This window comes from Herbiconiux sp. FW305-C-125, from assembly GCF_058783455.1.
In genome coordinates, this window is the sequence record NZ_JBYSYO010000005.1 from 1 (window position 1) to 25406 (window position 25406).

At 71.5% G+C, this 25406-nt stretch carries 21 protein-coding genes and 1 pseudogene; 14 read left to right on the forward strand and 8 right to left on the reverse strand.

All coding sequences use genetic code 11. The annotated features are described in order from the left end of the window. Window positions 1–87: 87 nt before the first annotated feature. The 3 genes from AC3WLB_RS13545 to AC3WLB_RS13555 form a co-directional block, all read right to left on the reverse strand. Window positions 88–2739: an ATP-dependent Clp protease ATP-binding subunit gene (locus AC3WLB_RS13545; protein WP_492506787.1), complete on the reverse strand. Its 2652-nt coding sequence runs from the start codon at window positions 2737–2739 to the stop codon at window positions 88–90. 112 nt (window positions 2740–2851) lie between these two features. Next, a complete protein-coding gene (locus tag AC3WLB_RS13550; RefSeq protein ID WP_492506789.1) occupies window positions 2852–3694 on the reverse strand; it encodes an FHA domain-containing protein in 843 nt (280 codons plus the stop codon). 10 nt (window positions 3695–3704) lie between these two features. Then, window positions 3705–3992, reverse strand: coding sequence for a hypothetical protein (locus AC3WLB_RS13555; protein ID WP_492506791.1), 288 nt, complete (start codon window positions 3990–3992; stop codon window positions 3705–3707). Between the two features lie 111 nt (window positions 3993–4103). Here AC3WLB_RS13555 and AC3WLB_RS13560 point away from each other — a divergent pair, with 111 nt between their 5' ends. Together AC3WLB_RS13560 and AC3WLB_RS13565 are read left to right on the forward strand one after the other, a co-directional pair. Beyond that, window positions 4104–6293, forward strand: coding sequence for a glycosyltransferase family 4 protein (locus AC3WLB_RS13560; RefSeq protein WP_492506793.1), 2190 nt, complete (start codon window positions 4104–4106; stop codon window positions 6291–6293). Further along, window positions 6290–7588: a nucleotide disphospho-sugar-binding domain-containing protein gene (locus tag AC3WLB_RS13565; protein ID WP_492506795.1), complete on the forward strand. Its 1299-nt coding sequence runs from the start codon at window positions 6290–6292 to the stop codon at window positions 7586–7588. The genes AC3WLB_RS13560 and AC3WLB_RS13565 overlap by 4 nt, the downstream gene beginning before the upstream one ends. A 6-nt stretch (window positions 7589–7594) precedes the next feature. Here the strand turns inward: AC3WLB_RS13565 and AC3WLB_RS13570 are convergent, their stop codons facing one another. The 3 genes from AC3WLB_RS13570 to AC3WLB_RS13580 are packed head-to-tail and all read right to left on the reverse strand — an operon-like array spanning window position 7595 to window position 9947. Next, a complete protein-coding gene (locus tag AC3WLB_RS13570) occupies window positions 7595–8530 on the reverse strand; it encodes an NADP-dependent oxidoreductase (protein ID WP_492506797.1) in 936 nt (311 codons plus the stop codon). Between the two features lie 10 nt (window positions 8531–8540). Continuing rightward, window positions 8541–8930 (reverse strand): VOC family protein, encoded by a 390-nt coding sequence (locus AC3WLB_RS13575; RefSeq protein ID WP_492506799.1) that lies wholly within the window; start codon window positions 8928–8930, stop codon window positions 8541–8543. 48 nt (window positions 8931–8978) lie between these two features. Continuing rightward, window positions 8979–9947 (reverse strand): helix-turn-helix transcriptional regulator, encoded by a 969-nt coding sequence (locus tag AC3WLB_RS13580; RefSeq protein ID WP_492506801.1) that lies wholly within the window; start codon window positions 9945–9947, stop codon window positions 8979–8981. A 108-nt stretch (window positions 9948–10055) separates the two neighbouring features. Between AC3WLB_RS13580 and AC3WLB_RS13585 the strand changes: the two genes are divergently transcribed. Next, a complete protein-coding gene (locus tag AC3WLB_RS13585) occupies window positions 10056–10544 on the forward strand; it encodes a VOC family protein (RefSeq protein ID WP_492506803.1) in 489 nt (162 codons plus the stop codon). A 3-nt stretch (window positions 10545–10547) separates the two neighbouring features. Here AC3WLB_RS13585 and AC3WLB_RS13590 read toward each other — a convergent pair whose 3' ends face one another. After that, a complete protein-coding gene (locus AC3WLB_RS13590; protein ID WP_492506804.1) occupies window positions 10548–11312 on the reverse strand; it encodes an SDR family oxidoreductase in 765 nt (254 codons plus the stop codon). Window positions 11313–11412: 100 nt separating this feature from the next. Between AC3WLB_RS13590 and AC3WLB_RS13595 the strand changes: the two are divergent. Both AC3WLB_RS13595 and AC3WLB_RS13600 read left to right on the forward strand, forming a co-directional pair. Further along, window positions 11413–12256: pseudogene (locus AC3WLB_RS13595) on the forward strand (helix-turn-helix transcriptional regulator). A gap of 79 nt (window positions 12257–12335) precedes the next feature. Continuing rightward, the gene (locus tag AC3WLB_RS13600) at window positions 12336–13334 is read left to right on the forward strand and encodes an intradiol ring-cleavage dioxygenase (protein WP_492506806.1); all 999 of its coding nucleotides are present in this window, start codon (window positions 12336–12338) and stop codon (window positions 13332–13334) included. A gap of 60 nt (window positions 13335–13394) precedes the next feature. Here the strand turns inward: AC3WLB_RS13600 and AC3WLB_RS13605 are convergent, their stop codons facing one another. Next, complete coding sequence (locus tag AC3WLB_RS13605) at window positions 13395–15038, reverse strand: MFS transporter (RefSeq protein ID WP_492506808.1); 1644 nt, start codon at window positions 15036–15038, stop codon at window positions 13395–13397. A 141-nt stretch (window positions 15039–15179) separates the two neighbouring features. Here AC3WLB_RS13605 and AC3WLB_RS13610 point away from each other — a divergent pair, with 141 nt between their 5' ends. From AC3WLB_RS13610 to AC3WLB_RS13650, 9 genes are all read left to right on the forward strand, one after another. After that, window positions 15180–16235 (forward strand): LacI family DNA-binding transcriptional regulator, encoded by a 1056-nt coding sequence (locus AC3WLB_RS13610; protein WP_492506810.1) that lies wholly within the window; start codon window positions 15180–15182, stop codon window positions 16233–16235. 11 nt (window positions 16236–16246) lie between these two features. Beyond that, window positions 16247–17884: an FAD-dependent oxidoreductase gene (locus AC3WLB_RS13615; RefSeq protein WP_492506812.1), complete on the forward strand. Its 1638-nt coding sequence runs from the start codon at window positions 16247–16249 to the stop codon at window positions 17882–17884. Between the two features lie 2 nt (window positions 17885–17886). Beyond that, window positions 17887–18843, forward strand: coding sequence for a dihydrodipicolinate synthase family protein (locus tag AC3WLB_RS13620; protein WP_492506814.1), 957 nt, complete (start codon window positions 17887–17889; stop codon window positions 18841–18843). After that, window positions 18840–19769 (forward strand): ABC transporter permease, encoded by a 930-nt coding sequence (locus AC3WLB_RS13625; RefSeq protein WP_492506816.1) that lies wholly within the window; start codon window positions 18840–18842, stop codon window positions 19767–19769. Before AC3WLB_RS13620 ends, AC3WLB_RS13625 begins: the two co-directional genes overlap by 4 nt. After that, window positions 19766–20704, forward strand: coding sequence for an ABC transporter permease (locus AC3WLB_RS13630; RefSeq protein WP_492506818.1), 939 nt, complete (start codon window positions 19766–19768; stop codon window positions 20702–20704). The genes AC3WLB_RS13625 and AC3WLB_RS13630 overlap by 4 nt, the downstream gene beginning before the upstream one ends. Before the next feature lie 61 nt (window positions 20705–20765). Beyond that, complete coding sequence (locus AC3WLB_RS13635) at window positions 20766–22313, forward strand: ABC transporter substrate-binding protein (RefSeq protein ID WP_492506820.1); 1548 nt, start codon at window positions 20766–20768, stop codon at window positions 22311–22313. Continuing rightward, complete coding sequence (locus AC3WLB_RS13640) at window positions 22310–23143, forward strand: ATP-binding cassette domain-containing protein (RefSeq protein WP_492506822.1); 834 nt, start codon at window positions 22310–22312, stop codon at window positions 23141–23143. The genes AC3WLB_RS13635 and AC3WLB_RS13640 overlap by 4 nt, the downstream gene beginning before the upstream one ends. Window positions 23144–23153: 10 nt before the next feature. After that, window positions 23154–23933 (forward strand): ATP-binding cassette domain-containing protein, encoded by a 780-nt coding sequence (locus AC3WLB_RS13645; RefSeq protein ID WP_492506824.1) that lies wholly within the window; start codon window positions 23154–23156, stop codon window positions 23931–23933. 105 nt (window positions 23934–24038) lie between these two features. Continuing rightward, the gene (locus tag AC3WLB_RS13650; RefSeq protein WP_492506826.1) at window positions 24039–25403 is read left to right on the forward strand and encodes a glycosyl hydrolase family 28-related protein; all 1365 of its coding nucleotides are present in this window, start codon (window positions 24039–24041) and stop codon (window positions 25401–25403) included. Window positions 25404–25406 lie beyond the last annotated feature (3 nt).

Below are 25406 nucleotides of genomic sequence, written 5' to 3' on the forward strand. Positions count from 1 at the left end.
CCGCTCGCGACGACCCGGACACGAAGAACGCCCGGGACACGACGAAGGGCCGGACACCCGAGAGTGTCCGGCCCTGAATCGAAACGGTTACGCCGCCTGCGCGAACTCCGCGACGTCGGCGTCGGCCGTCACGGCGAGCGACCCGTCGACCGCGTCCACGGTCACGGCCCCGCCGTCGAGCAGTGCCCCCGACACGAGCAGCTCGGCGATCGCGTCGTCGACGTTGCGCTGGATGACCCGCCGCAGCGGCCGCGCCCCGTACTCGGGCTCGTAACCGTTGTCGGCCAGCCAGTCGGTGGCCGCATCCGTCACCGTCAGCTCGATCTCGTGCGCGGCCAGCCGGGCACGGGTCGCGCCGAGCAGCAGCCCCACGATCGAGCGCAACTGCGCCTTCTCGAGCTTGCGGAACAGCACGATCTCGTCGATGCGGTTGAGGAACTCGGGCCGCATCGCCTCACGGAGCTTGCCCATGACGCGGTCGCGCAGCGCCTTGTCCGAGCCGAAGCCGTTGCCGTCGGACCCGTCGGCCGACTGCGCCACGAAGCCCATCGCCCCCGACCGCGAGGCCAGGAACTCCGACCCCAGGTTCGAGGTCATGATGACCACCGTGTTGCGGAAGTCGACCGTGCGTCCCTGACCGTCGGTCAGCCGTCCGTCGTCGAGCACCTGCAGGAGCAGGTTGAACACATCCGGGTGCGCCTTCTCGATCTCGTCGAACAGCACCACCGAATACGGGTTGCGCCGCACGCGCTCGGTCAGCTGGCCGGCCTCGTCGTAGCCGACGTACCCGGGAGGGGCACCGACCAGACGGGAGACCGTGTGACGCTCACCGAACTCCGACATGTCGAAGCGCAGCATGTTCGCCGCCGAACCGAACAACGAGTCGGCCAGCGACTTCGCCAACTCGGTCTTGCCGACACCGGTCGGGCCGAGGAAGAGGAACGAGCCGATCGGCCGGTTCGAGTCGCCCATGCCGGTGCGGTTGCGCCGCACCGCCTTGGCCACGACGGTCACCGCGTCGTCCTGCCCGATCACGCGCTCGTGCAGCTCGCCCTCGAGGGCGGCCAGCCGCTCACGGTCGACCTCGGCGAGCCGGGACACCGGGATGCCGGTCGCCCGCGAGATCACCGCGGCGATCTCGGCCTCGTCGACCACCGCATCCAGGTCGATCCCACCCGCAGCACGCTCGGCGGCGACGCGACGGTTCACCGAGGTCGCCTCCGCCAGCTGCTTCTGCACGTCTTCGATCTCGTCGCGGATGCGCGACGCCTCCTCGTAGTGCTCCGCCGAGACGGCGGCGTTCTTCGCGCCCTCGAGCGCGGCGAGGTCGGCCTGCAGCGCCGAGATGTCGACGACCGCCGGGATCTTGCCGAGCGAGAGGCGCAGCCGGGCACCCGCCTGGTCGATCAGGTCGATCGCCTTGTCGGGCAGGAACCGGTCGCTCACGTACCGGGCCGAGAGCTCCACCGCAGCGGTGAGCGCCGCGTCGGTGTAGGAGACGCCGTGGTGCTCCTCGTACGCCGGGCGCAGACCCTCGAGGATCAGCACCGCATCCGAGATCGACGGCTCGCCGACACTCACCGGCTGGAAGCGACGCTCCAGCGCCGGGTCCTTCTCGATGCCGCGGTATTCCTTCAGCGTGGTCGCACCGACGAGGTGCAGGTCACCGCGGGCCAGGCGGGGCTTCAGGATGTTTCCGGCATCCATTCCGCCCTCACCGGAGCCACCGGCGCCGACCACGGTGTGGATCTCGTCGATGAACACGATCACCTCGTCCTTGTGGGCCGAGATCTCGTCCATGAGGGTGGTGAGCCGCTCCTCGAAGTCGCCGCGGAACCGGGTTCCGGCGAGCATCGCGGGCAGGTCGATGGAGACGATCCGCTTGTCGCGCAGCTGCTCGGGCACGCCGCCGTCGACGATCGCCTGGGCGATGCCGTCGACGATCGCGGTCTTGCCGACGCCCGCCTCGCCCACCAGCACCGGGTTGTTCTTGGTGCGCCGGGAGAGGATCTCGATGGTCTGCTCGATCTCGTCCAGCCGTCCGATCACCGGGTCGAGCTCGCCCTGGCGGGCCAGCTCCGTGAGGTCGGTGCCGAACTTGTCGAGGGTCGGGGTGTCGGATGCGGCCTGGCCGTCCGCCCCACCCGCGGCGGTGGCGCTGGGGTCGGCCGAACCGGTGGCGCCCTCGGGGCCGGCGCCCACGTTCTGGCGCATCCCCTCCTGCAACGCCTCGGGGGTGACACCCGCCTGGGCCAGCACCTGGCCGGCGGGGGAGTCCTGGTTGATCACGAGTGCGAAGAAGAGGTGCTCGGGGTCGATGTAGGTCGAGCCGGATGCCCGTGCCACCTGGTAGGCGTGGAACAGTGCACGCTGGGCGCTCTGCGTCAGCGCGGGCTGCGTCACCCGGTCGGTGGAGGCGGCGGGCAGCCGCTGCTCGGCCGCGGCCGCGATGGCGCGCGGGTCGGCGCCGACACCGCGGATGGCGTCGGACGCGGGCTGCTGCGGCGCGATGGTGCGCAGGATGTGCAGCGCGTCGAGCTCGCGGTGACCGTGCTGGATGGCGTACTGACCGGCCTCGGCCAGCAGCTCCTGAGTGCGACGGCTGATCAGCTTGCTGAGGTCGATGGAGCGACCGGCGCGGGCCGCGCGCTCGCCCTCGAGGTAGCGCGCGAGGAACTCGTCGAACGAGTTGCTGCCGCCCTCGGTGCCGCCCTGGGTGGGGTCAAAGTTCTCGGGCACGAAACCTCCTGGTTGAAACTTGAGTGCCTTACTGTCAAGTTCAACGCTGCCCCGTGCTCGATATTCCCTCGCCCACCGACACTTTCTGGCAATCTCCTGATGGCGGTTCGATTCAGCGCTGAGCTCGCGGCCGCGGCGGCTGGGGCTTCTGCACCGCCAACTCACCACCCGCCCGGCCGCCGAAGGGCCGGCCGTGGTCGGCGAACTCCTCGCGGAAGTAGCCGAACCGCCACTCGCCGAGCTCGATCCGGGCGCCGGTGCGCAGCACCCGGTCGCGGTTCTGCGCGTCGTCGCCCGGCCAGCCCGAACCGCCGCCCACCGGACCGATGGCGTGCAGCACGTACTCGTCGGCGGCGTCGTGGCGGATCTCGGCGTGCAGCGCCTCCAAACCGGGCAGCCGCAGGTCGCAGTCCGGCCCCGACCCGATCGTCGTGACGTCGGGCCTGAGGTCGAACTCCCGTGGCGGCCTGCCGTCCCAGTGCTCGGAGCCGATCACGAAGATCAGCCGCGGCCGGCCCGAGCCGGGCACCGCGTGCGTGGTGGTCGGCCGGTGCCTGTGGTGTCGCGCAAGCGTCGGGGCGAGCGGGAAGAGCGTAGCGGGCGGCAACGGCAGCGGCTCCGCCCGCGCCGAACCCCGGTTCCGCAGGAGCAGGGGCGCCACCGCGGGCGGGCTGCCGAGCACGACGTGCGGCGACCAGGTCACCACCCGCTGCACCGGGTTGGCCTTCACGGCACCGATCCGCACGATGGTGCCGGCGGGGCCCGTCACGTCGACCGACACCCCGCGCCGCGCGAGAGCGGCTGCCACCACCCGCAGGTCGCGGAGCCGGCCGGTCGTGCCGAACGGCAGCCGGGTGGGATCGCTCACCGCGACCGTGACGCGGTCTCCGGCGGCGGTCACGTGGGCGTCGAAGTCGCCCTCGGTGATCTCGAGGTCGATGTCGAAGCGAAGCATGGCCGACGGCTCACGACTTCGGCGACGATGACTGCGACGACGCCGCGTTCGCCGTGCCGTTCTCGCTGGTCGTCACTCGCAGGGTGCCGTTGAACTTCCAGATCGCGCGTGGCGCATCCGGGCCGATGTCGCGCGGGACCTCGACGGTGAGGTCGTCGAAGTGGTAGTTCACCGCGGCGCCGCGCCCGGTGAGGTACGACCACATCTCGCGGCCGAGGTCGGTCCAGTCGGCGATCGAGCGGCCCTCGGGGCCGTCGGGCGAGGCGAATGGATCGGTGGTGGAAAGCGTGTCAGACATCTCTCGTCCTTCCCGGAATGAGCGGGGCGTCGTCGTCCCGTTGCTTCATATTCGTCCGTCTTTCAGAAAATTGCTAGATGATCTAGTAATAAACGTGCCTAGGATCTGAGGGTGGGAATTCAGACTGCCGTGGATGCGGTGCACGAGGCCGGTTCGATCGTCGAGGCGATGCGGCTGGCCGACGACCTGGCCCTGGAGGCCAGCCGGGAGCCGGGCGGCCGAACCCTGCGGGTGCTGACCGCGGCGATCGACGACAGCGACGAGGTCACGGCCATCGCCGCCGTGCACGCCCTCGGCCACGTCTTCGGCGACGACGCCGACCGCACGCTCTCGCGACTGCTCTCCGGCGACCGCTCCTTCCTCAGCGACCACGTCGCCTGGGTGCTCGGTTCGCGCCTCCCGCACTTCGCCTCCGTCGGGCGCCTGCTCGGCATCGTCGTGCGCGGCGGCTTCGGCGGCATGATCGCCCAGCGCTCGCTCGAACTGTGGGCGCAGACCAGTCCCGAGCACATCGCCGTGGCGACCGAGAGCGCCTTGCTCGGCATCGAGGCTCCGGATGCGCGCTACCGCCTGATCGAGACGTTGGGCCTCGTCGACGGCGCGGCACCGGCGCGCGTGCTCCTCGAGGTGGCAGCCGACACCGGGGAAGACCTGCTGGTGCGCTCGGCCGCCATCGCGGCGCTCGGCCAGCGTCGTGGGGATGCGCGCGTCGCCGCCCTGCTCGACGACCTCGCGTGCGCGGCCGACGACGCCCAGCTCGCCGCCACCGCCCAACTCGCCCTGATCGACCTCGCCGGCGGCCCCATCCGCACCGGATCGGCCGACGCGCCGTTCACCGTCGCGCAGCTCTTTCTGCACGCCGACGTCGACGCGGGCCTGAACGCGGCGGGCAGCGGCGACAACGGGGGAGTCGCCACGCTGCTCGTGCGCCTCGGCGACGCCTTGGTGCGCGAGGGCGGGCCGGGCACCCGGGTCGTCACCATGTCGCGCGGATCGGTCGAGAGCGCGATCGACAGCGTCACCCACATCGCGAGCGGCGCCGCGGGGCATCACTACGGCCGCATTCCGCTGCTCACGCCCACGCAGAGCTCGGCGACGGCGTGGCCGCAGCGGGTCGCGGCGCGCCGCGGCATCCGACGCCTCCTGCGCGCCGCCGGCGAGGTCGACCTCATCCACCTGCGGATGGCCGAGGTGGGCAGCCTCGCCGCCTCCGACGTGGCGCGCGAACTCGACCTGCCGGTGGTGTTCACGGTCGCACCCGACCCGCACGCCGTCATCCACTCGCTCGAGACCGCCGGCTCGCTCACCCGCTCGTCATTCGGCGAGGCGGATGCGCGCGAGCACTTCTGGTTCCGCGCCCGGCTCGTGCAGCGCCTCGCGTCGAACGCGAACCACACCGTGCTGTTCCCGCGGCCCGAGCTGCGGCGTGACATGCGGACGCTGGTGGGCATCGACATCGCCGCGCATCCGGAGCGGCACACCATCGTGCCCGAGGGGATCGACCTGCCCTCGGTCGACGCGGCGGTGCGCGACGCGGCGGCGCACGCGGGCGGCGCGGCGGCGGCCGGGCCCCTTGCTGAGCTGCGGGCGCTCGTCGAGACCCTGCCGCCGGAGCGCCGCGGCCTGCCGCTCATCGTGAGCGCGGGGCGACTGCACCGGGTGAAGGGGATGGCGGCCATCGTGGCGGCCTGGCAGGCGGGGTCGGCCGACCGTGCGAACCTGCTGCTGGTGGGCGGCGACCTGGCTCAGCCGTCGGCCGACGAGCGGGAGCAGCTGGCGGCGATCGACGCCATCGTTCCGCCCGCAGAACACGCCGCGCGCGGGCTGCTGTTGCCGGGGCACCGCCCCAACGACACCGTCGCCCGCTGGATGGCGGCGGCCCGGCTCGGACTGCCCGGTCTCGCGGCGGCGGGCGGCGTCTACGTCTGCGGCAGCGTGAAGGAGGAGTTCGGGCTGGCTCTGCTCGAAGCCATGGCGGCGGGACTGTTCGTGGTGGCGCCCGACGGCGGCGGCCCGGCGACCTACGTCGATGACGGCGACACCGGCATCCTCACCCGCACCGCCGATCCGGCCGCGCTGGCGGCCGCCATCGGCCGGGCGCTCGACATCGCTGGGGCCGAGCCGGCGGCGGCGAACGCGGCGCAGACCGCCGCGCAGCCCACGCCCGAGCGCGCCGCCCGGTCGCGGGCCGTCGTGGAGCGGCGGTTCACCGTGCAGGCGATGGCGGCGGCCCTCGATGAGGTCTACCGCCGGGTGCGCACCGAGAACGCCGAGGCTGAAGCGGCGGTGTCCGTCGCATGACGGTGCTCGTGCTCTCGCCCGACTACGCCTCCCACCTGCTGCCGCTCGCGTCTCTCGCGTCCGCCTGGCAGCGCCGCGGGGAGCGCGTGGTGGTGGCGACCGGACCGGCGACCGACCCGATCGTTCGCCGTTTCGGATTCGAGCGGATGCCCCTCAGCCTCGGCCGCGGATCGAACGCCGCCGTCATCCGGGCCGACGAGCAGCCGCCCGAGGAGGACGCGTCGCTGCGGGGGTTCTTCGACGCCACGCGGCGGGGCATGCTGCCCACCCTCGCCTACCAGGCGGCCGAGCGTCTGACCGATCTGATGTGGGAGCCGGTGGCCAAGGCGCGCGAGACGATCGCCGTGGTGGAGCAGGTGCAGCCCGACACGATCCTCGTCGACCACCTCGCCTTCAGTGCGCGCCTGGGGTTGGCGGCGGCGGGCATCCGGTACGCCGACGTCGTGCTGGGGCACCCGAGTGCGCTGCCCGTTGGCGAGGAGCTCTACGGCTTCCCGCCGACGTGGCCCACCGCTTTCCGGCCGGACGAGACGGAGATCGCCGAGCTGCGGGAGCTCTGCCGACGGGTGAGTGAGTCGTTCACGGCGGAGTGGAACGGGGCGCTCGCAGCCCTCGACCCCGGTGCCACCCCGAGTGCGTCAGCCTTCGCCGAGACCGGCGACCACCTGCTGCTCAACTACCCGGGCGAACTGGCCGACCCACGGCGGGCGGGCCTGCTGCCGCCGCACACCTTCCTCGGCGCGGCACCGCGTGACGACTCCGGCGACGCCGAGGTCGAACGGTGGATCGCCGAATCGGACGCGCCTTACGTCTACGTCAGCTTCGGCAGTTTCCTCTCGGTGCGCGACGACGTGCTCGGGCGGGTGGCTTCCGCGCTGCGGGCGGCAGGGGTGCGCGCGGCGATCGCGACGGGTTCGGCCGACCGTGGCGCCCTCGGGACGATTCCCGGCGACTGGCTGGTGCGGGAGTATCTGCCGCAGGTGACGCTGCTCGCGGGAGCCGCGGCGGGCGTGAGTCACGGTGGCAACAACAGTGTCACCGAGGCGGTCGCTGCGGGTGTGCCGCTTGTCGTGCTGCCCTTCTCGACCGACCAGTTCGACGGCGCCGCCGCCCTCGAGGATGCGGGTGCCGGCATCGCGCTCGACCCGAACGCGGCGTCGGTGACAGAGCTCCGTGACGCGATCGTGCAACTCGTCGACCCGGCCTTCGCGGGTCGCGCCGTTCTCGTCGGGATCGCGGCCGGGCTGCGGGAGCTACCCGGTTCCGAGCGCGCGTTCCGTGCGCTCACGACCTGAACGACGTCAGGGCACGAGCACGAACTTGCCGCCCGGATGCTGCCCCTGCAGCTTCGCGAGCGCCTCGCGCGCCTCGGCGAGCGGGAACTCCCGGGCGATCGGCGCCACCAGCTCGCCCCGGCCCGCGAGGTCGATCAGCCGCGCTCGCGCCGCGGCCCGGAAGGCGGCGCTCGCCGGCAACGCGCCCGCGATGGCGCGGAAGCCGTCCTCCCGCGCCCGTCCCGCTGCCGCGATGGTCACGATCCGCTCGCGGTCGGTCACGAGCGCGACCGACACGTCGACCGCCTCGTCGGTGCCGACGGCGTCGAGCGCGGCGTCGATGCCGTCGGGTGCGAGGTCGCGCACCCGCTGCTCGAGCCCCGGCCCGTACGCCACCGGCTCGCCGCCGAAGTGCCGCACCACGTCGGCGTTCGCGGCGCTCGCCGTGCCGATCACGCGGGCGCCGAGCAGCCGGGCCTGCTGCAGCACACTGACGCCCACGGCTCCGGATGCGCCGTGCAGCAGCACGGTGTCGCCGGCCTTCACCCGTGTGACGTCGAGCATCTCGGCCGCGGTCGTGCCGACGAGCAGCAGCGCCGAGGCCTCGGCGAACGACAGCGCGGGCGGCTTCGCGAACACGTCGGCCGCCGGCACCGTGAGTGCGGTGGCGTACCCGCCCTGCACGCGGAACGCGAGCACCTCGTCGCCCACCGCCCCAGCACCGGACGCGATCTGCGTGCCGGGCCCGATCGCCGCGATCACGCCGGAGCACTCGTAGCCGATCGGGATCGGCAGGCGGCTCCGGTCGTCGCCCCGCTCCACGTGCTTGTAGTCGGCCGGGTTCATCCCGGCCGCCCTGATCTCGATCGTGACCTCGCCCTGCGCCGGAGCCGGGACCTCGGTCTCGACCTCCTCGAAGACGTCGAGTCCGCCGTACTCCCGTGCCACCCACATCCGTGCCATGCGCTCCACGCTACGCCGGCTGCGGCGGGTCGGCCTCACCCTCCCAGAAGTTCCAGCGGTACCCCCAGGGGTCGACGACGGTGAACATCGTGGGGCCGTAGGGCTGTCGCTCGGGCGGCTCGCCCGCGGCCGCCGCATCGACGGCGCGCACCTGCTCGAAGTAGGCGTGCACGTCGTCGACGTGCACGATCACGAGCGCCCCGCCGCCTTCATCCGGCCCCGGCGCCCGCCCCGAGATCGAGACGCGGGCGCCGCCGATCCGGATGTCGGCCTCCTTCGTGACCGGCCCGCCCATGCACCACCGGGTCGACGGCCCGAAGCCGAGCACGCGCTCGAGCCAGTCGAGCGCGGCATCCGCATCGGGGTAGTAGAGGTAGGGCACGACTTCGGTGAAGGCCATGCGGCCACCCTGCCGCACGCCGCGAGTGCTGACAAGAGCGGCGGATGCTCAGTGCGCGATCGCGCGAGCGGCCCGCGTGTAGCGGTCGGCGAGCTCGGCGAAGGCGGCGACCAGCTCCGGCGGTTCCACCGCCTCGATGGGCGCGTCGAAGCGCCCGAACGTGGCCGCGAGTGCGACCCACGACCAGGCGCCGAGCTCGAGGCGGCACCGCCCGTCGCCCAGGTCCTCCACCGTGCCGTCGCCGGCGAACGGCGTCACCTCGCGAGCGGATGCTGCGAGCACGACCGAGCCTCGGCACGCCCACCGGTCGTCGGCGGTGGAGCCCTTGAAGCGGGCCGCGACGAACCGCCGCACGTCGCCGCCCGGCACCTCGCGCGGTGCGAAGCGCGGCCCGGTCGGGGTGCGCGGCCGGATGCGATCGGCCCGGAACACGCGCCACTGCGTCTTCTCGAGGTCCCAGGCCACGAGGTACCAGCGCCCGTTCGAACTGACGAGGTGGTGCGGCTCGACGCGTCGGAGGGCATCCGCTTCGCCGTACTCGAAGCGCAGCACCTCGCGGGCGCGCACCGCGGTCGAGAGGGCGATGAGAACATCCGTCGCCACCGGTTCGACGGGTGCGCCGCCGGGCTGGTGCGGCAGCGTCGTGAACTCGAGTGCCTGCATCCGGTGCCGGAGGCGTGCCGGCATGACCTGCCGCACGGTCGTGAGGGCGCGCAACGCCCCCTCCTCGATGCCGGCGCCGGTGGTCGCCGCGGCCTGCAGCGAGACGGCGAGGGCGACGACCTGGTCGTCGTCGAAGAGCAGGGGCGGCAGCTCGCTGCCCGCGTCGAGCCGGTAGCCGCCATCGGGCCCCATCGTGGCCTGGATGCGGTAGCCCAGCTCGCGCAGCCGGTCGACATCGCGTCGCACGGTGCGATGGCTGACCTCGAGGCGGTCGGCCAGCAGCGCTCCCGGCCAGTCGCGGCGGGTCTGCAGCAGCGACAGCAGCTCGAGGAGGCGTGCGGTGGTCGTCGTCACACCCTCCACCCTATTTCGAGTCGAGGACCGAAACTGTCCTAGACGCTTGCCAGAGTGGATGTCGCCGGGCAACTCCGGCGCTCATCCACTCGAAAACCAGGAGCAGTCATGACGATCACGACCACCACCCACCTCAACTTCCGCGGCGAGGCCCGAGAGGCCCTCGAGTTCTACCGGACCGTCTTCGGTGGTGAGCTCACCATCGCGAGCTATGCCGATTTCGGGATGCCCGCGGATGCTCCCGGAGCCACGAACGTCGTGTTCGGCCAGGTGATCTCACCCGACGGCTTCCGCGTGATGGCGTACGACATCCCAGGCCCGGCGGCGGAGCCGACGACCGACGGTGCAGGGTCGTCCGCGCCCGCAGCCACCCGTCGCGAGAACGGCGTCACCCTCACCGACCAGCCGTTCTTCGTCTCGGTGCGCGGCGAAACCCTCGCAGAGGTGGAACACCTCTGGGCTGGTCTCAGTGCCGGCGCCACGATCGTCGAGCCCCTCGCCGCCTCCGCCTGGAGCCCCGGTTTCGGCATGCTCACCGACCGCTTCGGGGTGACCTGGGTGATCGACGTCGCGGCCGCCCTCGGCGCGGAGTCGTAGCGCTCAGGCCCCGTGCGGGTCGAGCTGGTTGAGCGTCGCCACGGTCTGGTCGTAGTCGCCACGTGCCTCCCCGTAGCGCAGGAACTTCACCCGCTCGACCTGGATCTCCTTCGCATCGGGTTCGGCCTCGATCAGGCCGACCACCTCGGCGATGAACTCGTCCAGGGGCATCGCGAAGGCGCTCTCGCGCTGCCCCGGCATCAGGTCGGTGGCGACCGACGGCGGTTCGAGCTCGGTGACCGTCACCGAGGTGCCGGCGAGCTGCAGGCGGAGCGACTCGCTGAGCATGTGGATGGCGGCCTTGGTCGCGTTGTAGCTCGGCGTGATCCGCAGCGGTGTGAACGCGAGCCCCGACGAGACGGTCACGATGGTGGCGGCCGGCCGCGACCGCAGGTGTTCGATGAACGCGGCTATCAGCCGGATCGGGCCGAGCAGGTTCGTCGTCACCGTCTGCTCGGCCGAGGCGAGGAAGCCCTCGGGGGTCGTCCAGTCCTCGGCGCGCATGATGCCGGCCATCGTGATGAGCACGTCGAGATCGGGGTGCTCCGCGATCACGGTCGTGGCTGCACGCTCGATGCTCTCGGGGTCGGTGGTGTCGATCGCGACGGTGTGGATGCCCGGATGCTCGGCCGCGATCTGCTCGAGCAGCTCGGCCCGCCGGCCACCGACGATGACCTCGTTGCCCTTGGCCTGCAGGGCGAGTGCGAGGGCGAGACCGATGCCGCTCGTCGCGCCGGGGATGAAGATGGTGTTTCCGCTGATGTTCATGACCCGAGTCTCCGCGCCGGCGTGGCCGCCTGCCAGAGACGGCTTATCGGGGGATCACCGATCCCTGCCTCCGCCGCTGCGCACGGTCGATACTGTCGGTATGGATCGCGACGCCCTCGGCACCTTCCTCACCCGCCATCGGGACGCCCTGCTGCCCGCCGACGTGGGCCTCACGGCCGGCCCGCGCCGGCGCACGGCAGGCCTCCGCCGCGAGGAGGTCGCCCAGCTGGCCGGCATGTCGACCGACTACTACACGCGCCTCGAGCAGGGCCGCGGGCCGCAGCCGAGCGTGCAGATCCTCGGCTCGGTGGCGCGCGCCCTGCGCCTCACCCCCGACGAGCGCGACTACCTCTTCCGGGTCGCGGGCCACAGCGCGCCCGATCGCCACTCCGTGGGCGACTACGTGGCTCCCGCGCTCCTCCGGGTGCTCGACCGGCTCACCGACACCCCGGCCCTCATCCTCTCGATCCTCGGCGAGACCCTCGTGCAGAACGAGCCCGCCAAGGCGTTGTTCGGCGACGTCAGCGGGTTCACCGGGTTCGATCGCAGCGAGATCTACCGGTGGTTCGTGCATCCGGAGCCGCTACCCCGAACACGACCAGGCGCGGCAGGGCCGGGCCCAGGTGGCGTCGTTGCGGGCGGCGCTCGGTGCGCTCGGCCCCAACTCGCGCGCGGCCGAGCTCGTGCGGGAGCTCAGCAGGCGGAGCGCGGAGTTCACGGCCCTCTGGGAGGCGCAGGAGGTGAGCCGGCGCTTCGAGGATCACAAGGTGCTGCTCCACCCCGAACTCGGCCCGATCGAGGTCGACTGCCAGGTGCTCTTCACCGAGGACCAGTCGCAGGCGCTCCTCGTGCTGACGGCGCCGCCGCGCTCCGAGTCGGCGGGAAAGCTCGAGCTGCTCGCCGTGCTCGGCAGCCAGCGGTTCGGGGCCGAGGCGCGTTCATAGCGTCGTCATAGCCGGCGCATCGGATGCGCATGGGCCGGTCACGAAGACTGGGGTCTCCACCGACCGTGCGGAGGCACCCATGAGCAGAATCCCCGAACCCGAGTCCACCCCCGAGGGGCCCGCCTACGAGGGCCGGTTGCTCGACCGAGCGGACGAGGAGGTGGTCGACCAGGGCGTGGCGTTCGACCTGCGCACGTTGCTCAGCCGCCGCTCGCTGTTCGGCGTCGTGGGTCTCGGCCTCGGCGCCGTCGCGCTCGCGGCCTGCACGACCGGCACGGGCGGTGCGAGTGCGACCGGCGGGGCGGCGGCAACCGGCTCCGGCACCGCCACTGCCACGCCCTCCGCCGCAGGACTGCCGGCGGCCGAGATCCCCGACGAGACCGCGGGGCCGTACCCGGGTGACGGATCGAACGGTGCCGACGTGCTCGAGCAATCCGGCGTCGTGCGGAGCGACATCCGTTCCAGTATCGGCGGCGGAGCGACGGCGGCCGGTGTGCCGATGGCACTGACCCTCACCGTGCTCGACCAGGCGAACGGCGACGTGCCGTTCACGGGTGCCGCCGTCTACGTCTGGCACTGCGACGCCGGCGGCGGGTACTCGATGTACTCCAGCGGCATCGAGAACGAGACCTACCTCCGCGGTGTGCAGGTCGCCGACGCCTCGGGCGCGGTGACGTACAGCTCGATCTTCCCGGCCTGCTACTCGGGGCGATGGCCGCACATCCATTTCGAGGTCTACCCGTCGGTGAACGACATCGGCGACTCCACGAACGCCATCGCGACGTCACAGGTGGCGCTGCCTCAGGCTGTCTGCGAGACGGTCTACGCCCTCGACGGCTACGAGGGCTCGACCGCGAACCTGGCGAAGGTCAGCCTCGACTCCGACAACGTGTTCGGCGACGACGGCGGCGCCCTCCAGCTCGCGACCGTGACCGGCGACGCCACGTCCGGCTACCAGGTCGCCCTCACGGTGCGCGTCGACACTAGCACCACCCCCACGGCCGGTTCCGCACCCTCAGGCGCCGGCGCCGGTGGCAGCGCCGGCGGGCCCGCCGGCGGCACCCCGCCGACGCGCTGACAGGCGCAACACGAGGTAGCGCCAAATGTCGCCACGGCGCCTGTGTGGCGGCCCTTGGCGCTACCTCGCTCGGGGGCGGCGGCCCCCGGGGGCCGGTGCGCCGCCGAGCGAGAGGGTTGCCAGGAAGCCGACGGCGAGGAAGCCCGCGGCCGCGAACGCCGAGTAGCGGGTGCCGTCGGAGAACGCGATCTTCGCATCCGTGACCACGTCGGCCATCGACGGGTCGCGCTCAAGACCGGCGATCGCGGCACCCGAACTGTCCACCACCTGCGACACGAGCTGCGAGCGTGAGGCGTCCGGCACCCCGGAGTCGCTGAGCCGCGCGTCGAGCTGTGCCGCTGCCGTCGTGAACAGGACCGTGCCGAGGATCGCGATGCCGAGGGCCGACCCGATCTGCCGCGCGGTGCTCTGCGTGCCCGACCCCTGGCCGCTCTGGGCGAGCGGCACATCCTTCAGCACGACGCCGGTGAGCTGGGCCGTCGCGAGCCCCACCCCGAAGCCGTACACGAACAGGAACGGGATGAGGAGGCCCCAGGCCGTGTCGGGCCCGATCACGAAACCGAGACCCGCCACCCCCACGATCTCGGCGGCGAGGCCGACCCGCACGATCACGACCGGCGCGATCCGGTTGCCGAACGCGCCGGCGAACCCCGACGCCACGAACGAGCCGACGGCGAGGGCCACCAGGATGAACCCGGTCTGCAGGGCGTCGAAGCCGAGCACGTTCTGCAGCCACAGCGGCAGCGACAGGATGATGCCGAACTCGCCGAGCGACACGATCATGGCCGCGAGGTTGCCGTTGCGGAAGCTCGGGATGCGGAAGAGGTCGAACGCGAGCATCGTGCTCTGCCCGCGTCGCATCCGTCGCCGCCCCCAGAGCACGAAGGCGACGCCGGCCAGGATGCACACCGCGAACGCCAGCGGGATGGGGGAGAGGTCGAACGGCCAGGTCCAGTCGCCGATCGCGGGCGGGGTGTCGGTGAGCCACCAGCCGTAGGTGCGGCCCTCGATCAGGCCGAACACGAGGGTGGCGCTCGTGATCACCGAGAGCACGGCTCCCACCACGTCGACGCGCTGGGGAACGGTGGCGCCCGGAGCAGCCGTGGCATCCGGAGCATCCGGAGCGCCCGCCTCGTCGCCCGCCCGCGACTCGCGCACGAACAGCAGCACGCCCACGACGATGACCACGCCGAGCGGGATGTTGATGCCGAACGCCCAGCGCCACGAGAAGTAGGTCGTGAGCCACCCGCCGAGGAGCGGCCCCACCGCGGTCATGCCGCCGATGGTCGACCCCCAGACGGCGAACGCGATGGCCCGGTCGCGCCCGCGGAAGGTGGCGTTGATGATCGAGAGCGTGGTCGGCAGCACCATCGCGCCGCCGACGCCCTGGATGACCCGCGCGCCGATCAGGAGGTCTCCCGAGGGTGCGAGCGCCGCGAGCACGCTGGCGCCGGCGAACACCACGACGCCGAGGATGAGCATCCGCCGTCGGCCGAACCGGTCGGCGAGCGTGCCGAACACGAGCAGCAGCGCCGCGAACACGAGCGTGTAGGACTCCTGCACCCATTGCACCTGGGTGGAGGAGATGCCGAGGTCGTCGATGATCGACGGGATCGCCACGTTCACGATCGTCGAGTCGACGATGATCAGCGCCACCGCGAGGCTGATGAAGACGAGCCCGATCCAGCGTGCGCGTGCGGTCATGGCGACCTCCGGTCGATGCGGGCGAGCGATCTGCTCGCGCCGATTTCGCTAATCAGCTTAGCGACTTTCCGAGATCTTGACATCGGTCAGGCAAGGCCCTATCGTCTAGTAATCCGCATTAGTAAAGCGCATTAGGAAACGATGTCGAAGAAGACGAGCTCCCCCCGCATGACCCAGCGCCGCATCGCCGAGCTGGCTCAGGTCAGCCAGACCACCGTGTCGCTGGTGATGAACGGCAAGGCCGATTCCTCGCACATCCCGCCGGAGACGGTACAGCGGGTACTCGCCATCGTGGCCGACTCGCAGTACGTCGCCGACCCGGCCGCCCGCCGCCTCGCCGGCGCCGCGAACCGCATCTTCGGCATCTTCACCTACGAGTCCGCCTTCCCGAGCGAGAGCGTCGACTTCTACACGCCGCTCCTCACCGGGATCGAGGCGGCCGCCGAGCACGCCGGCCACGACCTGCTCATGTTCACCAGCGCTCCGGTCGAGAACGGCCGTCGGCACCTGTTCCACCCGAACAACAGGCTGCGGCTGGCCGACGGATGCCTGCTGCTCGGTCGCGAGATGGATGCCGACGAGCTCACCCGGCTGGTGCAGCTCGAGTTCCCTTTCGTCGCCGTCGGCCGCCGCGAGACCGCGATCCCGGTGCCCTACGTCGGTGTCGACTACGTGTCGGCCACGGCCGCCCTCGTGTCCGATGCGCTGGCGGCCGGGCACCGCGACTTCTATTACCTCCACCTCGACAGCACCGGCGAGTCGGTGCTCGACCGCCAGACCGGATTCTTCCGCGAATTGATGGACAGCACGGCGCGTTTCGAGTCCCGCCCGGTCGCCACCGCAACCCTGCGCGCGGCCTGGGAGGAGGCGAAGGTCTGGCGCCCCACGGTGCTCTTCGTCGAGGACCCCGAGCACGCCGAGACCATTCACCGCTGGGCGGCGGAGGAAGGCATCCGGGTGCCGGAGGACCTCTCGATGGTGGTGCTCGGTGAGCACAGCCGACCCGAGAACCGCGACGTCGACTTCACCCGGCTCTCGGCGCCGCGCATCGAGCTGGGCTCGCGCGCCGTGCAGGCGCTCAGCCGGATGCTCGGCGAGGACGCGCCTGCCGAGCCGATCCAGGAGCTGCTGGCGTGCACCCTCGAACCGGGCACCACCCTCGCGGCACCGAACCGCGACGGGCAGGCCGCACGATGACGATGACGACGATGACGATGACGACAGCATCCACCCTCACCCCCGACCTCCTCGTCGTGGGCGGCGGCCTCGGCGGTGTCGCGGCGGCCCTCGGCGCGCTGCGCTCCGGCGCGAGCGTGGTGCTCACCGAGGAGTACCGCTGGCTCGGCGGCCAGCTCACCAGCCAGGCGGTGCCGTTCGACGAGCACACCTGGATCGAGGAGTTCGGCAGCACCGCCCTCTACCGCGACCTCCGCGACGGCATCCGCGAGTACTACCGCCGCTGGTACCCGCTGAACGACCAGGCCCGCGCCACCCGCTTCCTCAATCCGGGCGCCGGCCTCGTCTCCCGCATCTGCGCCGAGCCGCGCGTCGCGGTCGCGGTGATCGACGCCCTGCTCGCGCCCTATGTCTCGGCCGGCCGCCTCACTCTCATCCAGCCCGCCGTGCCCGTGCGCGCCGAGGTCGACGGCGACCGGGTCACGAGCGTCACCGTGCAGAGCATCGCGGACGGCGAGACGGATGCCCCCCGCCGCACCACGATCGAAGCGGCCTTCGTCATCGACGCCACCGAGCTCGGCGACCTCCTCCCGCTGACCGACACGCCGTACGTCACCGGCTTCGAGTCCCGCGCTGACACCGGTGAACCGAGCGCGCCCGAGACTGCGCAGCCCGCGAACCAGCAGGCGTTCAGCTGGTGCTTCATCGTCGACCACGACGAGGGCGGTGACCACACCATCGAGCGTCCCGCCGACTACGACTACTGGCGCGCCGTGCAGCCCGACTTCTGGGGCGCCCCGATGATCTCGCTCACCGGCCCCGACCCGCGCTCGCTCGAGATCTACACCCGCAGCTTCACCCCCACCATCGACGACGACCCGTTCGCCCAGACCGCCGACCAGCGGGCAGCCGCGGGCGACCGCGAGCTCTGGACCTTCCGGCGCATCCTGGCGAAGAAGAACCTCGTGCCGGGCGCGATCGACAGCGACATCGTGCTCGCCAACTGGCCCATGATCGACTACCTCGGCGGCGTGATCGTCGACGTGCCGGATGCCGCACGCCACCTCGAGGCCGCCCGCGCCCAGTCCCGCGCCATGCTCTACTGGCTGCAGACGGAGGCGCCGCGCCCCGACGGCGGCTTCGGCTGGCCAGGCCTCCGCCTCCGCCCCGACGTCGCGGGCACCGACGACGGTTTGGCGATGGCGCCCTACATCCGCGAGTCGCGCCGCATCCTCGCCGAGTACCGGGTGACCGAGCTCGACCTCTCCATCGAGGCGCGCGGCGATGCGAACCCGGCCACCTTCGCCGACAGCGTCGGCGTCGGCATGTACCGCATCGACCTGCACCCCTCGACCGGCGGCGACAACTACATCGACGTGCCGTCGGTGCCCTACGAGATCCCGCTCGGCGCCCTCATCCCACGCGGCCGCAGCAACCTGCTCGCCGGCGGCAAGAACATCGGCACCACGCACATCACGAACGGCGCCTACCGGCTGCACCCCACCGAGTGGAACATCGGCGAATCGGCCGGCCGGCTCGCCGCCTTCTGCCGGGAGCGTGGGCTCACGCCGAGCGCGGTGCGCAACGACGAGGCTCTGCTGCACGAGTTCCAGCAGGTGATCGAGGCCGACGGTGTGCAGCTGCACTGGCCGACCGTGGAGGGCTACTGACCATGGCCGACACGACACTGCTCCAGGGCGTCACCGTGCCGATGGTGACCCCGATGACCGCGGGCGGAATCCCGGATGCGCGGGGCGCCGCCGCCCTCCTCGACACCTTCGAGGCGGCCGACGTCGACGTGCTGATGCTGCTCGGCTCGAACGGCGAGGGCGCTCTCGTGCCCCAGCGCGAGGCTGCGGCCTTCGCGGTCGACGTGGCCGCGGACTGGCGCCGTCGCCGCGGCGCCGACGCCCGCGTTCTCGTCACCGCGTTCGGCACCGGCACGCGCGCGACCGTCGCCGTCGCCGAGGCACTCCTCGCCGCCGAACCGTCGGCCGTGGTCGCGGCGCCGCCGCTCTACTTCCACCACACCGAGACCGAGCTGGTGACCCACTACCGCGCGGTCGCCGCGGTCGGCGCGCCCGTGGTGGTCTACAACATCCCGCGGTACAGCGGCAACCCGGTCACCCCGGCACTCCTGGCCCGGCTGGTCGAGCTCCCCGGGCTGGTCGGCATCAAGGACTCCGGTGGAACGGATGCGCTCATCCCCGCCGCGGTGGCGTTGCGCGAGCAGCGCCCCGGCTTCCAAGTGTCGCAGGGCGCCGAGGGCGCGCTGGTCTGGGCGCTCCGTCAGGGCGCCGACGGCATCACCCCGGGCCTGGCGAACCTCGCGCCGGCCCTGTGCGTGGCGTTGTTCCGGGCCGCGCAGGCCGGCGACGCCGCCGGCGCCGAGGCCGACGCCGCGCAGCGCGCGCTCGACCGGCTCGCCGGTGTGCACGCCATCCGCCCCGGTGTGGCCGCGATGAAGGCCGCCCTGCGCCTCCGCGGCCTCGTGGCCGACGAGGTGGCGCCGCCCTTCGAGCGCTACGACGACGCCGAGCTCGCGCGGCTGGGCGAGTGGCTCGCCTCCGTGGATGACATCCTCACCGGCGAGCAGGTCGGCGCGGGCGCACAGGGGGTGCGCTCGTGACCGGCATCATCCTCCGGCGGCTCGGCTCCACGGTGATCGTGGTGCTCGGGGCCGTGACGCTCATCTTCCTCCTGGTGCGGCTCGCCCCGGGCGACCCGGCCCTCGTCATCCTGGGCCCCACCGCCACGCCCGAGCAGCTCGACGCGTTGCGGCTGCGGCTCGGTCTCAACACGAGCCTGGGCCAGCAGTACCTCATCTTCCTCGGCGACCTGGTGCGCCTGGACTTCGGCGAATCGATCCGGCTCGGCAAGCCCGCGATCGACGAGGTGATGAACCGGCTGCCGGCCACCCTGCAGCTCACCTTCGTGGCGGCGCTCGCCTCCGTCGTGATCGGCATCCCGCTCGGCATCCTGGCCGGCCGGAAGCCCGGCGGGGTGGCCGACCGGGTCATCTCGACCCTCGCGCTCGTCGGCAAGTCGATCCCCGGGTTCTGGCTCGGCGTCATCCTCATCCTCGTGTTCGCCCGCACCCTGCAGATCCTGCCGAGCTTCGGCTACGGCACGCCGGCGAACATCGTGCTGCCCGCCATCACGCTGACGCTGCCGTTCCTCGCCATCGTCATCCGGCTGATGCGCTCCTCGGTCGTCGACACGCTCGGCGAACCCTTCGTGCAGACCGCCTACGCGAAGGGCCTCACCGAGCGCGTGGTGCTCGGCGACCACATCGCCCGCAACTCGTTGCTGCCCGTGGTGACCGTGACGGGCCTGCAGATCAGCACCCTGATCGGCGGCGCCGTCATCACCGAGACCGTGTTCGCGTGGCCGGGCATCGGCTCGCTCCTCGTCGAGAGCGTCGCGGCTCGCGACTACAGCGTGGTGCAGGCGGTCGCGGTGGTGGTGGCGCTCATCGTCGTGATCATCAACATCCTCACCGACCTGCTCTACCTGCGGCTCGATCCGCGCATCCGATTGGGGGCGCTCGCATGAGCATCGACTCCGAGATCGCGATCGGCGCCACGGCGCCGTCGGGCGGGTCCGGCCCCGGTTCCGTGCCGGAATCCGTCCCGCCGTCGGGCGGGAACGCCGGCCGCCGACGCCGCCGCGGCTTTGACGGCGGCCTGTGGATCTCCCTCGGCGTGCTGGTCGTGCTGCTGCTGATCGGCTTCATCGGCCCGCTCCTTCTGCCGTTCGACCCCGCATCCGTCTCGCTCCTCGACCGGCTGAAGCCCCCGGGCAGCGTGCTCGCCGACGGCAGCGTGGCCTGGTTCGGCACCGACGCACTCGGGCAGAGCCTCGCCGTGCTCATGGTGAACGGGCTGCGCACCTCGCTCGTCGTCGCCGGGGCCGCCACGATCGTGGCCGCCCTCGTGGGCGTCGCCCTCGGCGTGATCGCGGGCTACTCCGGCAAGTGGGTGGACGCGGTGGTCTCGCGGGTGGTGGAGATCGTGCTGGTGTTCCCGGCCATCCTGCTCGCCATCGTGATCGCCGGGCTCCTCGGCCCGAGCATCCTCAACCTCATCCTGGTGCTGGCGGTCACCCGTTGGGTGGTGTTCACCCGGGTCACCCGGGCGTCGACGCTCAGCATCCGGGAGCGGGACTGGGTGAAGTCGTCGCGCGTGCTCGGCGTGGCGTCGCCACTCATCATCCTGCGGCACATCCTGCCGTTCCTCGTCGGCCCGCTGGTGACCGTCGCCACGCTCGAATTCGCGGCGTTCGTGATGGCCGAGGCGAGCCTCAGCTTCCTCGGCATCGGGCTCCCCGCGAGCGCCGTATCGCTCGGCAAGACGATCTCCGAAGGGCGCGACCACCTGGTCGACGCCTACTGGATCACCACCTACCCCGGCCTCCTCCTCGTGATCCTCGTGGTCACGATCGGCCTCCTCGGCGACAGCCTGTCGCATCGCTTCGGCAAAGCCCGCTGAACTCCCTCTCTCACTCCCACTCTCACCCTCACACAGCACCCATCCCGACAAGGAGACGACGATGTCCATCCACCCCTCACTCCGGCGCCGCCGGACGGCGTTCGCGGCAGGCCTTGCCGTGACCGCGGCCGCCGCGCTCGTGCTCACCGGTTGCACCGGCAGCCCGCAGGCCACCTCAACCGCCAGCCCCGAGAACGTGGCGCAAGACCTCACCGTCGGTCTGCCCGTCGCCACCATCGCCAACCTCGACCCATTCGGCGCCAACGCGCTCGCCCAGGGCAACCTCCAGGTCGACGCCCAGATCTTCGACACCGTCGTCACGTACGAGAACGGTGAGTACACGCCGTCGCTCGCGACGGAGTGGACCTCGTCGGACGACGCGAAACGGTGGACCTTCACCCTGCGCGATGACGTCACCTTCAGCGACGGCTCCGCGCTCGACGCCACCGACGTGAAGGCGTCGATGGATCAGGTGGTCGCGCTCGCCGGCCCGCTGGCGGGCATCTTCAAGCCCCTCACGGCCACGGTCGTCAGCCCCACGGAGCTGCAGATCACCTCCGATGTCGGCCAGGGTGCGCTGCTCGGCAAGATGTCGATGCTCGCCGTCGGCCCGTCGGAGCTCGTCGCAACCGAGGGCTTCGGCCTCTCGCCCGTGGGCTCGGGCCCCTTCATCGTCGACTCCTTCGACCCGAGCGGCGGGGTCGACCTCACCGCGAACGCCGACTACTGGAACGGCGCGCCGAAGCTCGACACGCTGGCGTTCCGGATGATCCCGGAGCAGTCGGCGCGCTCGACGGCGCTCGAGACCGGCGAGATCCAGCTCACCTGGACGGTGCCCGACGACGAGGTCGCCGCCCTCAGCAGCGACCCGAACCTCGTGGTCGAGTCGACGCCGACGCTCGCGAACCTCGTGCTCTGGTTCAACTCGAGCCGCGCCCAGTTCGCCGACGCCGCGGTGCGCCAGGCGCTCTGGCAGGCGGTCGACTTCCAGACCATCATCGACGCGCTCTACCCGAACACCGGCACGGCGATGAACGGCCCGCTGCCCGACGACGTCTTCGGCGCGAGCGACCAGACCCCGTACGACTTCGATCCGGATGCGGCGAAGGCGGCTCTCGAAAAGGCGGGCTGGGACTTCAACCAGACCATCAAGATCCTCATGACGGCCAACACCTACCAGCCGTTCGTCGAAGCCGTCATCGCCGACTGGGCCAAGATCGGCGTCAAGGCCGAGGTCGACCTGCAGGAGGCGGCCGTGGGCACCCAGAACCTGCTCGGACTCAACTGGGACGTCGTGATCATCCAGCCCGTCATCACCAGCACCGGTGACGCCGACTACAACCTCGGCCGCCTCTACACCTGTGCGGCGAAGCGCACCGGTTACTGCAACCCCGATCTGGATGCGCTGCTCGCCCAGGCGGGTTCGTCGCCCGACCAGGATGCGCGGAAGGACCTGTACGACCAGGCCGGGAAGATCATCTGGGACGACGCCGTCGGAATGTTCCCGATGACCGTGGTGCAGGTGTGGGCGTGGAGTTCGGCGCTCGAGGGCGTCGAGCTCGACCCGATCTACAAGCCCGACCTCACCCAGGTGCAGTTCACCCGATGAACGCCGCAGCCGCCGCTCCGGCGCCCACGCCGGCAGCCGCCCCCTTCGCAGACGACCCGCTCCTCCAGATCGACCACCTGGTCGTCGGCACCGAGTCGACCGAGATCCTCAAGGGTGTCTCGTTGTCGGCCCGGGCCGGCCGCACCACCGGTGTGGTCGGGGAGTCGGGGAGTGGCAAGAGCATGACCGCCCTGGCCGTGCTGGGGCTCCTGCCGACGGGCGTGCGGGCGACCGGGGGGAGCATCCGTTTCGACGGCCGTGACCTCCTGGCGCTCGGCCCGCGGGAGCGGCGGCTGGTTCGCGGCAAGCAGGTCGGCATGGTGTTCCAGGATCCGCTGGCGGCGCTCGACCCGGTGATGCGGATCGACGACCAGATCGGGGAGATCCTGCGCCGGCGCGACGGCGTGAGCCGCCGCGAGGCGCGGAAGCGGGCCGTGGAGCTGCTGCACCGGGTGGAGGTGCCGGAGCCCGAGCATCGGGCGGCGTCGTATCCGCACCAGCTCTCCGGCGGTCAGCGGCAGCGCGTGGTGATCGCGATGGCGCTGGCGGGGAAGCCCCGACTCATCCTCGCCGACGAGCCGACCACCGCGCTCGACGTCACCGTGCAGGCGCGCATTCTGGAGCTGCTGCGGCGGCTGCAGCGGGAGGAGGACCTCTCGATCCTCCTGATCAGCCACGACCTGCGGGTGATGGCGCACTTCGCCGACGACCTCGTGGTGATGCAGCACGGCGAGGTGGTCGAGTCGGGGCCGGCGGCGACGGTGCTCGGCGACCCGCAGCATCCGTACACCCGCAACCTCATCGACAACGTGCCGGCGGTGCACGCGTGAATCCGGAGGCATGACCATGACCACTCTCCTCTCGGTCGACGGGCTCGATCTCAGCTACACCCGGGCCGGGCGCACCACCCGCGCCGTGCGCGACGTCTCGTTCGAGGTGGCGGCGGGCGAGGTGCTCGCGGTGGTGGGGGAGTCGGGCTCGGGCAAGTCGAGCCTCGCGAAGTGCATCGTGGGGCTGGCGCAACCCGACCGCGGTGCGATCGAGCTCGCCGGCGCGCCGCTTGGGCACCGGCGGCGCTCGAAGGAGGAGCGCCGGCGGGTGCAGATGGTGTTCCAAGACCCGCGCTCGGCGCTCGACCCGCGGATGACCGTGTTCTCGCTCATCGACGAGGGCTGGCGCACCCACCGCTCGATCGCGCCCGCCGACCGGCGTGCAGCGGCCGGAGCGCTGCTCGAGAGCGTCGGCCTCGACCCGCTGCTGCTCGACCGGCGCCCCAGCCAGATCTCCGGCGGGCAGGCGCAGCGGGTGAGCATCGCCCGGGCGCTCGCGGTGGAGCCCGAGCTGCTGGTCTGCGACGAGGCGGTGTCGGCCCTGGACGTCTCGGTGCAGACGCAGGTGCTGGCGCTGCTCGCGGAGATCCGCACGCGGCTGAATCTCACGATGGTGTTCATCACCCACGACCTCGGCGTCGTGCGGCGGATCGCCGATCGGGTGGCCGTGATGTACCTCGGCGAGATCGTCGAGATCGGGCCGGTGGACGAGGTGTTCGCCGCGCCGAAACAGGAGTACACGCGCACGCTGCTCTCGGCGGCGCTCGACTTGGCGACGGATTGGACGTGACATGACTCAGGGATTGATGAATCGGCGGGCGTTGATGGGGCTGGTCGGTGTGGGAGCGGGAGCCGCGGCGGCGGCCTCCTGCCCGAGACCGCGATGGCGGCGGGGGTGACCGGATCCGGGAGCCCAGCATCCGGAGCTCCCGCCACCGGTCCGGTGTTGCGGGTGACCGACTTCGGTGCGGTCGGCGACGGCATCACTGACGACACCGAGGCGATCCAGGGCGCGATCAACATCGCTTCTGCGGCGCAGACGGGCGGTGTGGTCTATCTGCCCACCGGCTCCTACCGCCTCACCCGCCAGCCGGGAGAGGCCACGATCACGCTGCGGTCGAAGGTGACCCTCCGGGGCGACGGATACTCGACGCACGTCTTCCTCGACCCGACGACGGCGCCCGATCCGACTCGACACTACGTGCTGCGGGTGGGCGGTAAGGACGAGGCCGCCACCGACGTGGTGGTCGAAAACCTCCGTCTCACCGTCAACAACGCGGCCATCGGCGGCGGCTCGCTGATGGGTGTGTGCGCGCGTCACGACGGCACCGACAAGACGATCCACTCCGACAACATCACCGTGCGCAATTGCTACATCCTGGATTCGCAGATCGCGGTCGGCTGCACCAAGAGCGCCGTCACCGGGCCGTACCCCGCGGAGCGGCTGGCCGGCCAGTTCCGCAACTGGACGGTGGAGAACTGTGTGCTCGATCTCTCCGGCAACAAGATGATCGAGTTCGGCGAGTGCGAGAACGGGCAGATCCGCAACAACGTGATGACGCGATGCACCGACGGACCACAGGCGATCTTCCACAGCCGCAACATCCTGATCGAGGGCAACCGGGTGGGGTACACCGTGTCGGGCATCAACGTCACGGCGGGGAGCAACAACGTCACCATCATCGGCAACGTCGTCGAGGCCGAGCCGACCATCGCGACCACCGTGGTGAACCCGGCGCTCTACTTCCGCACCGAGGCGACGGCGTCGACGGACTACGTGCAGTCGGACATCCGCTCGATCGGCAACGTCTACCGCGATCGGTACACCGCGACCAAACGGGCCTTCCGCACCGGCACGCGCACCGAGGTCTCGAGCTCGGTCTACGAGCGTGCGACGTTCGTGGGCGACACCTTCGACGGCAACGTGCAGCTGGCCGACCTGCTGGCGCCGGGGAAGACGACGCTGCGCGACTTCACCTTCACGAACTGCACCTTCTTGGGCGACGTGGTCAGTGCCCCGAACTCGACGACTCCGACCTCCGACGTGGCGATCGTGGCGAGCGACCTGCGGCGCACGGCCGGGTACACCATCAACGCGAACCGCTGGTCGATCCAGAACAGCCGGGTGCGCGGGCCGCTCATCGTGAGCTCGACCGCGAGCGACACGATGATCACCGACAATCGCGTCGACGGCACGATCACGGATGCGGGTGCCGGATCGCTGATCGCCGACAACAAGTCGCTGACCCCGCCCGCCTGATGG

Coding starts and splice junctions, on each gene's coding strand:
- AC3WLB_RS13550 (WP_492506789.1), bottom strand. CDS start 3,694: ATGCTTCGCTTCGACATCGACCTCGAGATCACCGAGGGCGACTTCGAC.
- AC3WLB_RS13555 (WP_492506791.1), bottom strand. CDS start 3,992: ATGTCTGACACGCTTTCCACCACCGATCCATTCGCCTCGCCCGACGGC.
- AC3WLB_RS13565 (WP_492506795.1), top strand. CDS start 6,290: ATGACGGTGCTCGTGCTCTCGCCCGACTACGCCTCCCACCTGCTGCCG.
- AC3WLB_RS13570 (WP_492506797.1), bottom strand. CDS start 8,530: ATGGCACGGATGTGGGTGGCACGGGAGTACGGCGGACTCGACGTCTTC.
- AC3WLB_RS13575 (WP_492506799.1), bottom strand. CDS start 8,930: ATGGCCTTCACCGAAGTCGTGCCCTACCTCTACTACCCCGATGCGGAT.
- AC3WLB_RS13585 (WP_492506803.1), top strand. CDS start 10,056: ATGACGATCACGACCACCACCCACCTCAACTTCCGCGGCGAGGCCCGA.
- AC3WLB_RS13590 (WP_492506804.1), bottom strand. CDS start 11,312: ATGAACATCAGCGGAAACACCATCTTCATCCCCGGCGCGACGAGCGGC.
- AC3WLB_RS13600 (WP_492506806.1), top strand. CDS start 12,336: ATGAGCAGAATCCCCGAACCCGAGTCCACCCCCGAGGGGCCCGCCTAC.
- AC3WLB_RS13605 (WP_492506808.1), bottom strand. CDS start 15,038: ATGACCGCACGCGCACGCTGGATCGGGCTCGTCTTCATCAGCCTCGCG.
- AC3WLB_RS13610 (WP_492506810.1), top strand. CDS start 15,180: ATGTCGAAGAAGACGAGCTCCCCCCGCATGACCCAGCGCCGCATCGCC.
- AC3WLB_RS13615 (WP_492506812.1), top strand. CDS start 16,247: ATGACGATGACGACAGCATCCACCCTCACCCCCGACCTCCTCGTCGTG.
- AC3WLB_RS13620 (WP_492506814.1), top strand. CDS start 17,887: ATGGCCGACACGACACTGCTCCAGGGCGTCACCGTGCCGATGGTGACC.
- AC3WLB_RS13630 (WP_492506818.1), top strand. CDS start 19,766: ATGAGCATCGACTCCGAGATCGCGATCGGCGCCACGGCGCCGTCGGGC.
- AC3WLB_RS13635 (WP_492506820.1), top strand. CDS start 20,766: ATGTCCATCCACCCCTCACTCCGGCGCCGCCGGACGGCGTTCGCGGCA.
- AC3WLB_RS13640 (WP_492506822.1), top strand. CDS start 22,310: ATGAACGCCGCAGCCGCCGCTCCGGCGCCCACGCCGGCAGCCGCCCCC.
- AC3WLB_RS13645 (WP_492506824.1), top strand. CDS start 23,154: ATGACCATGACCACTCTCCTCTCGGTCGACGGGCTCGATCTCAGCTAC.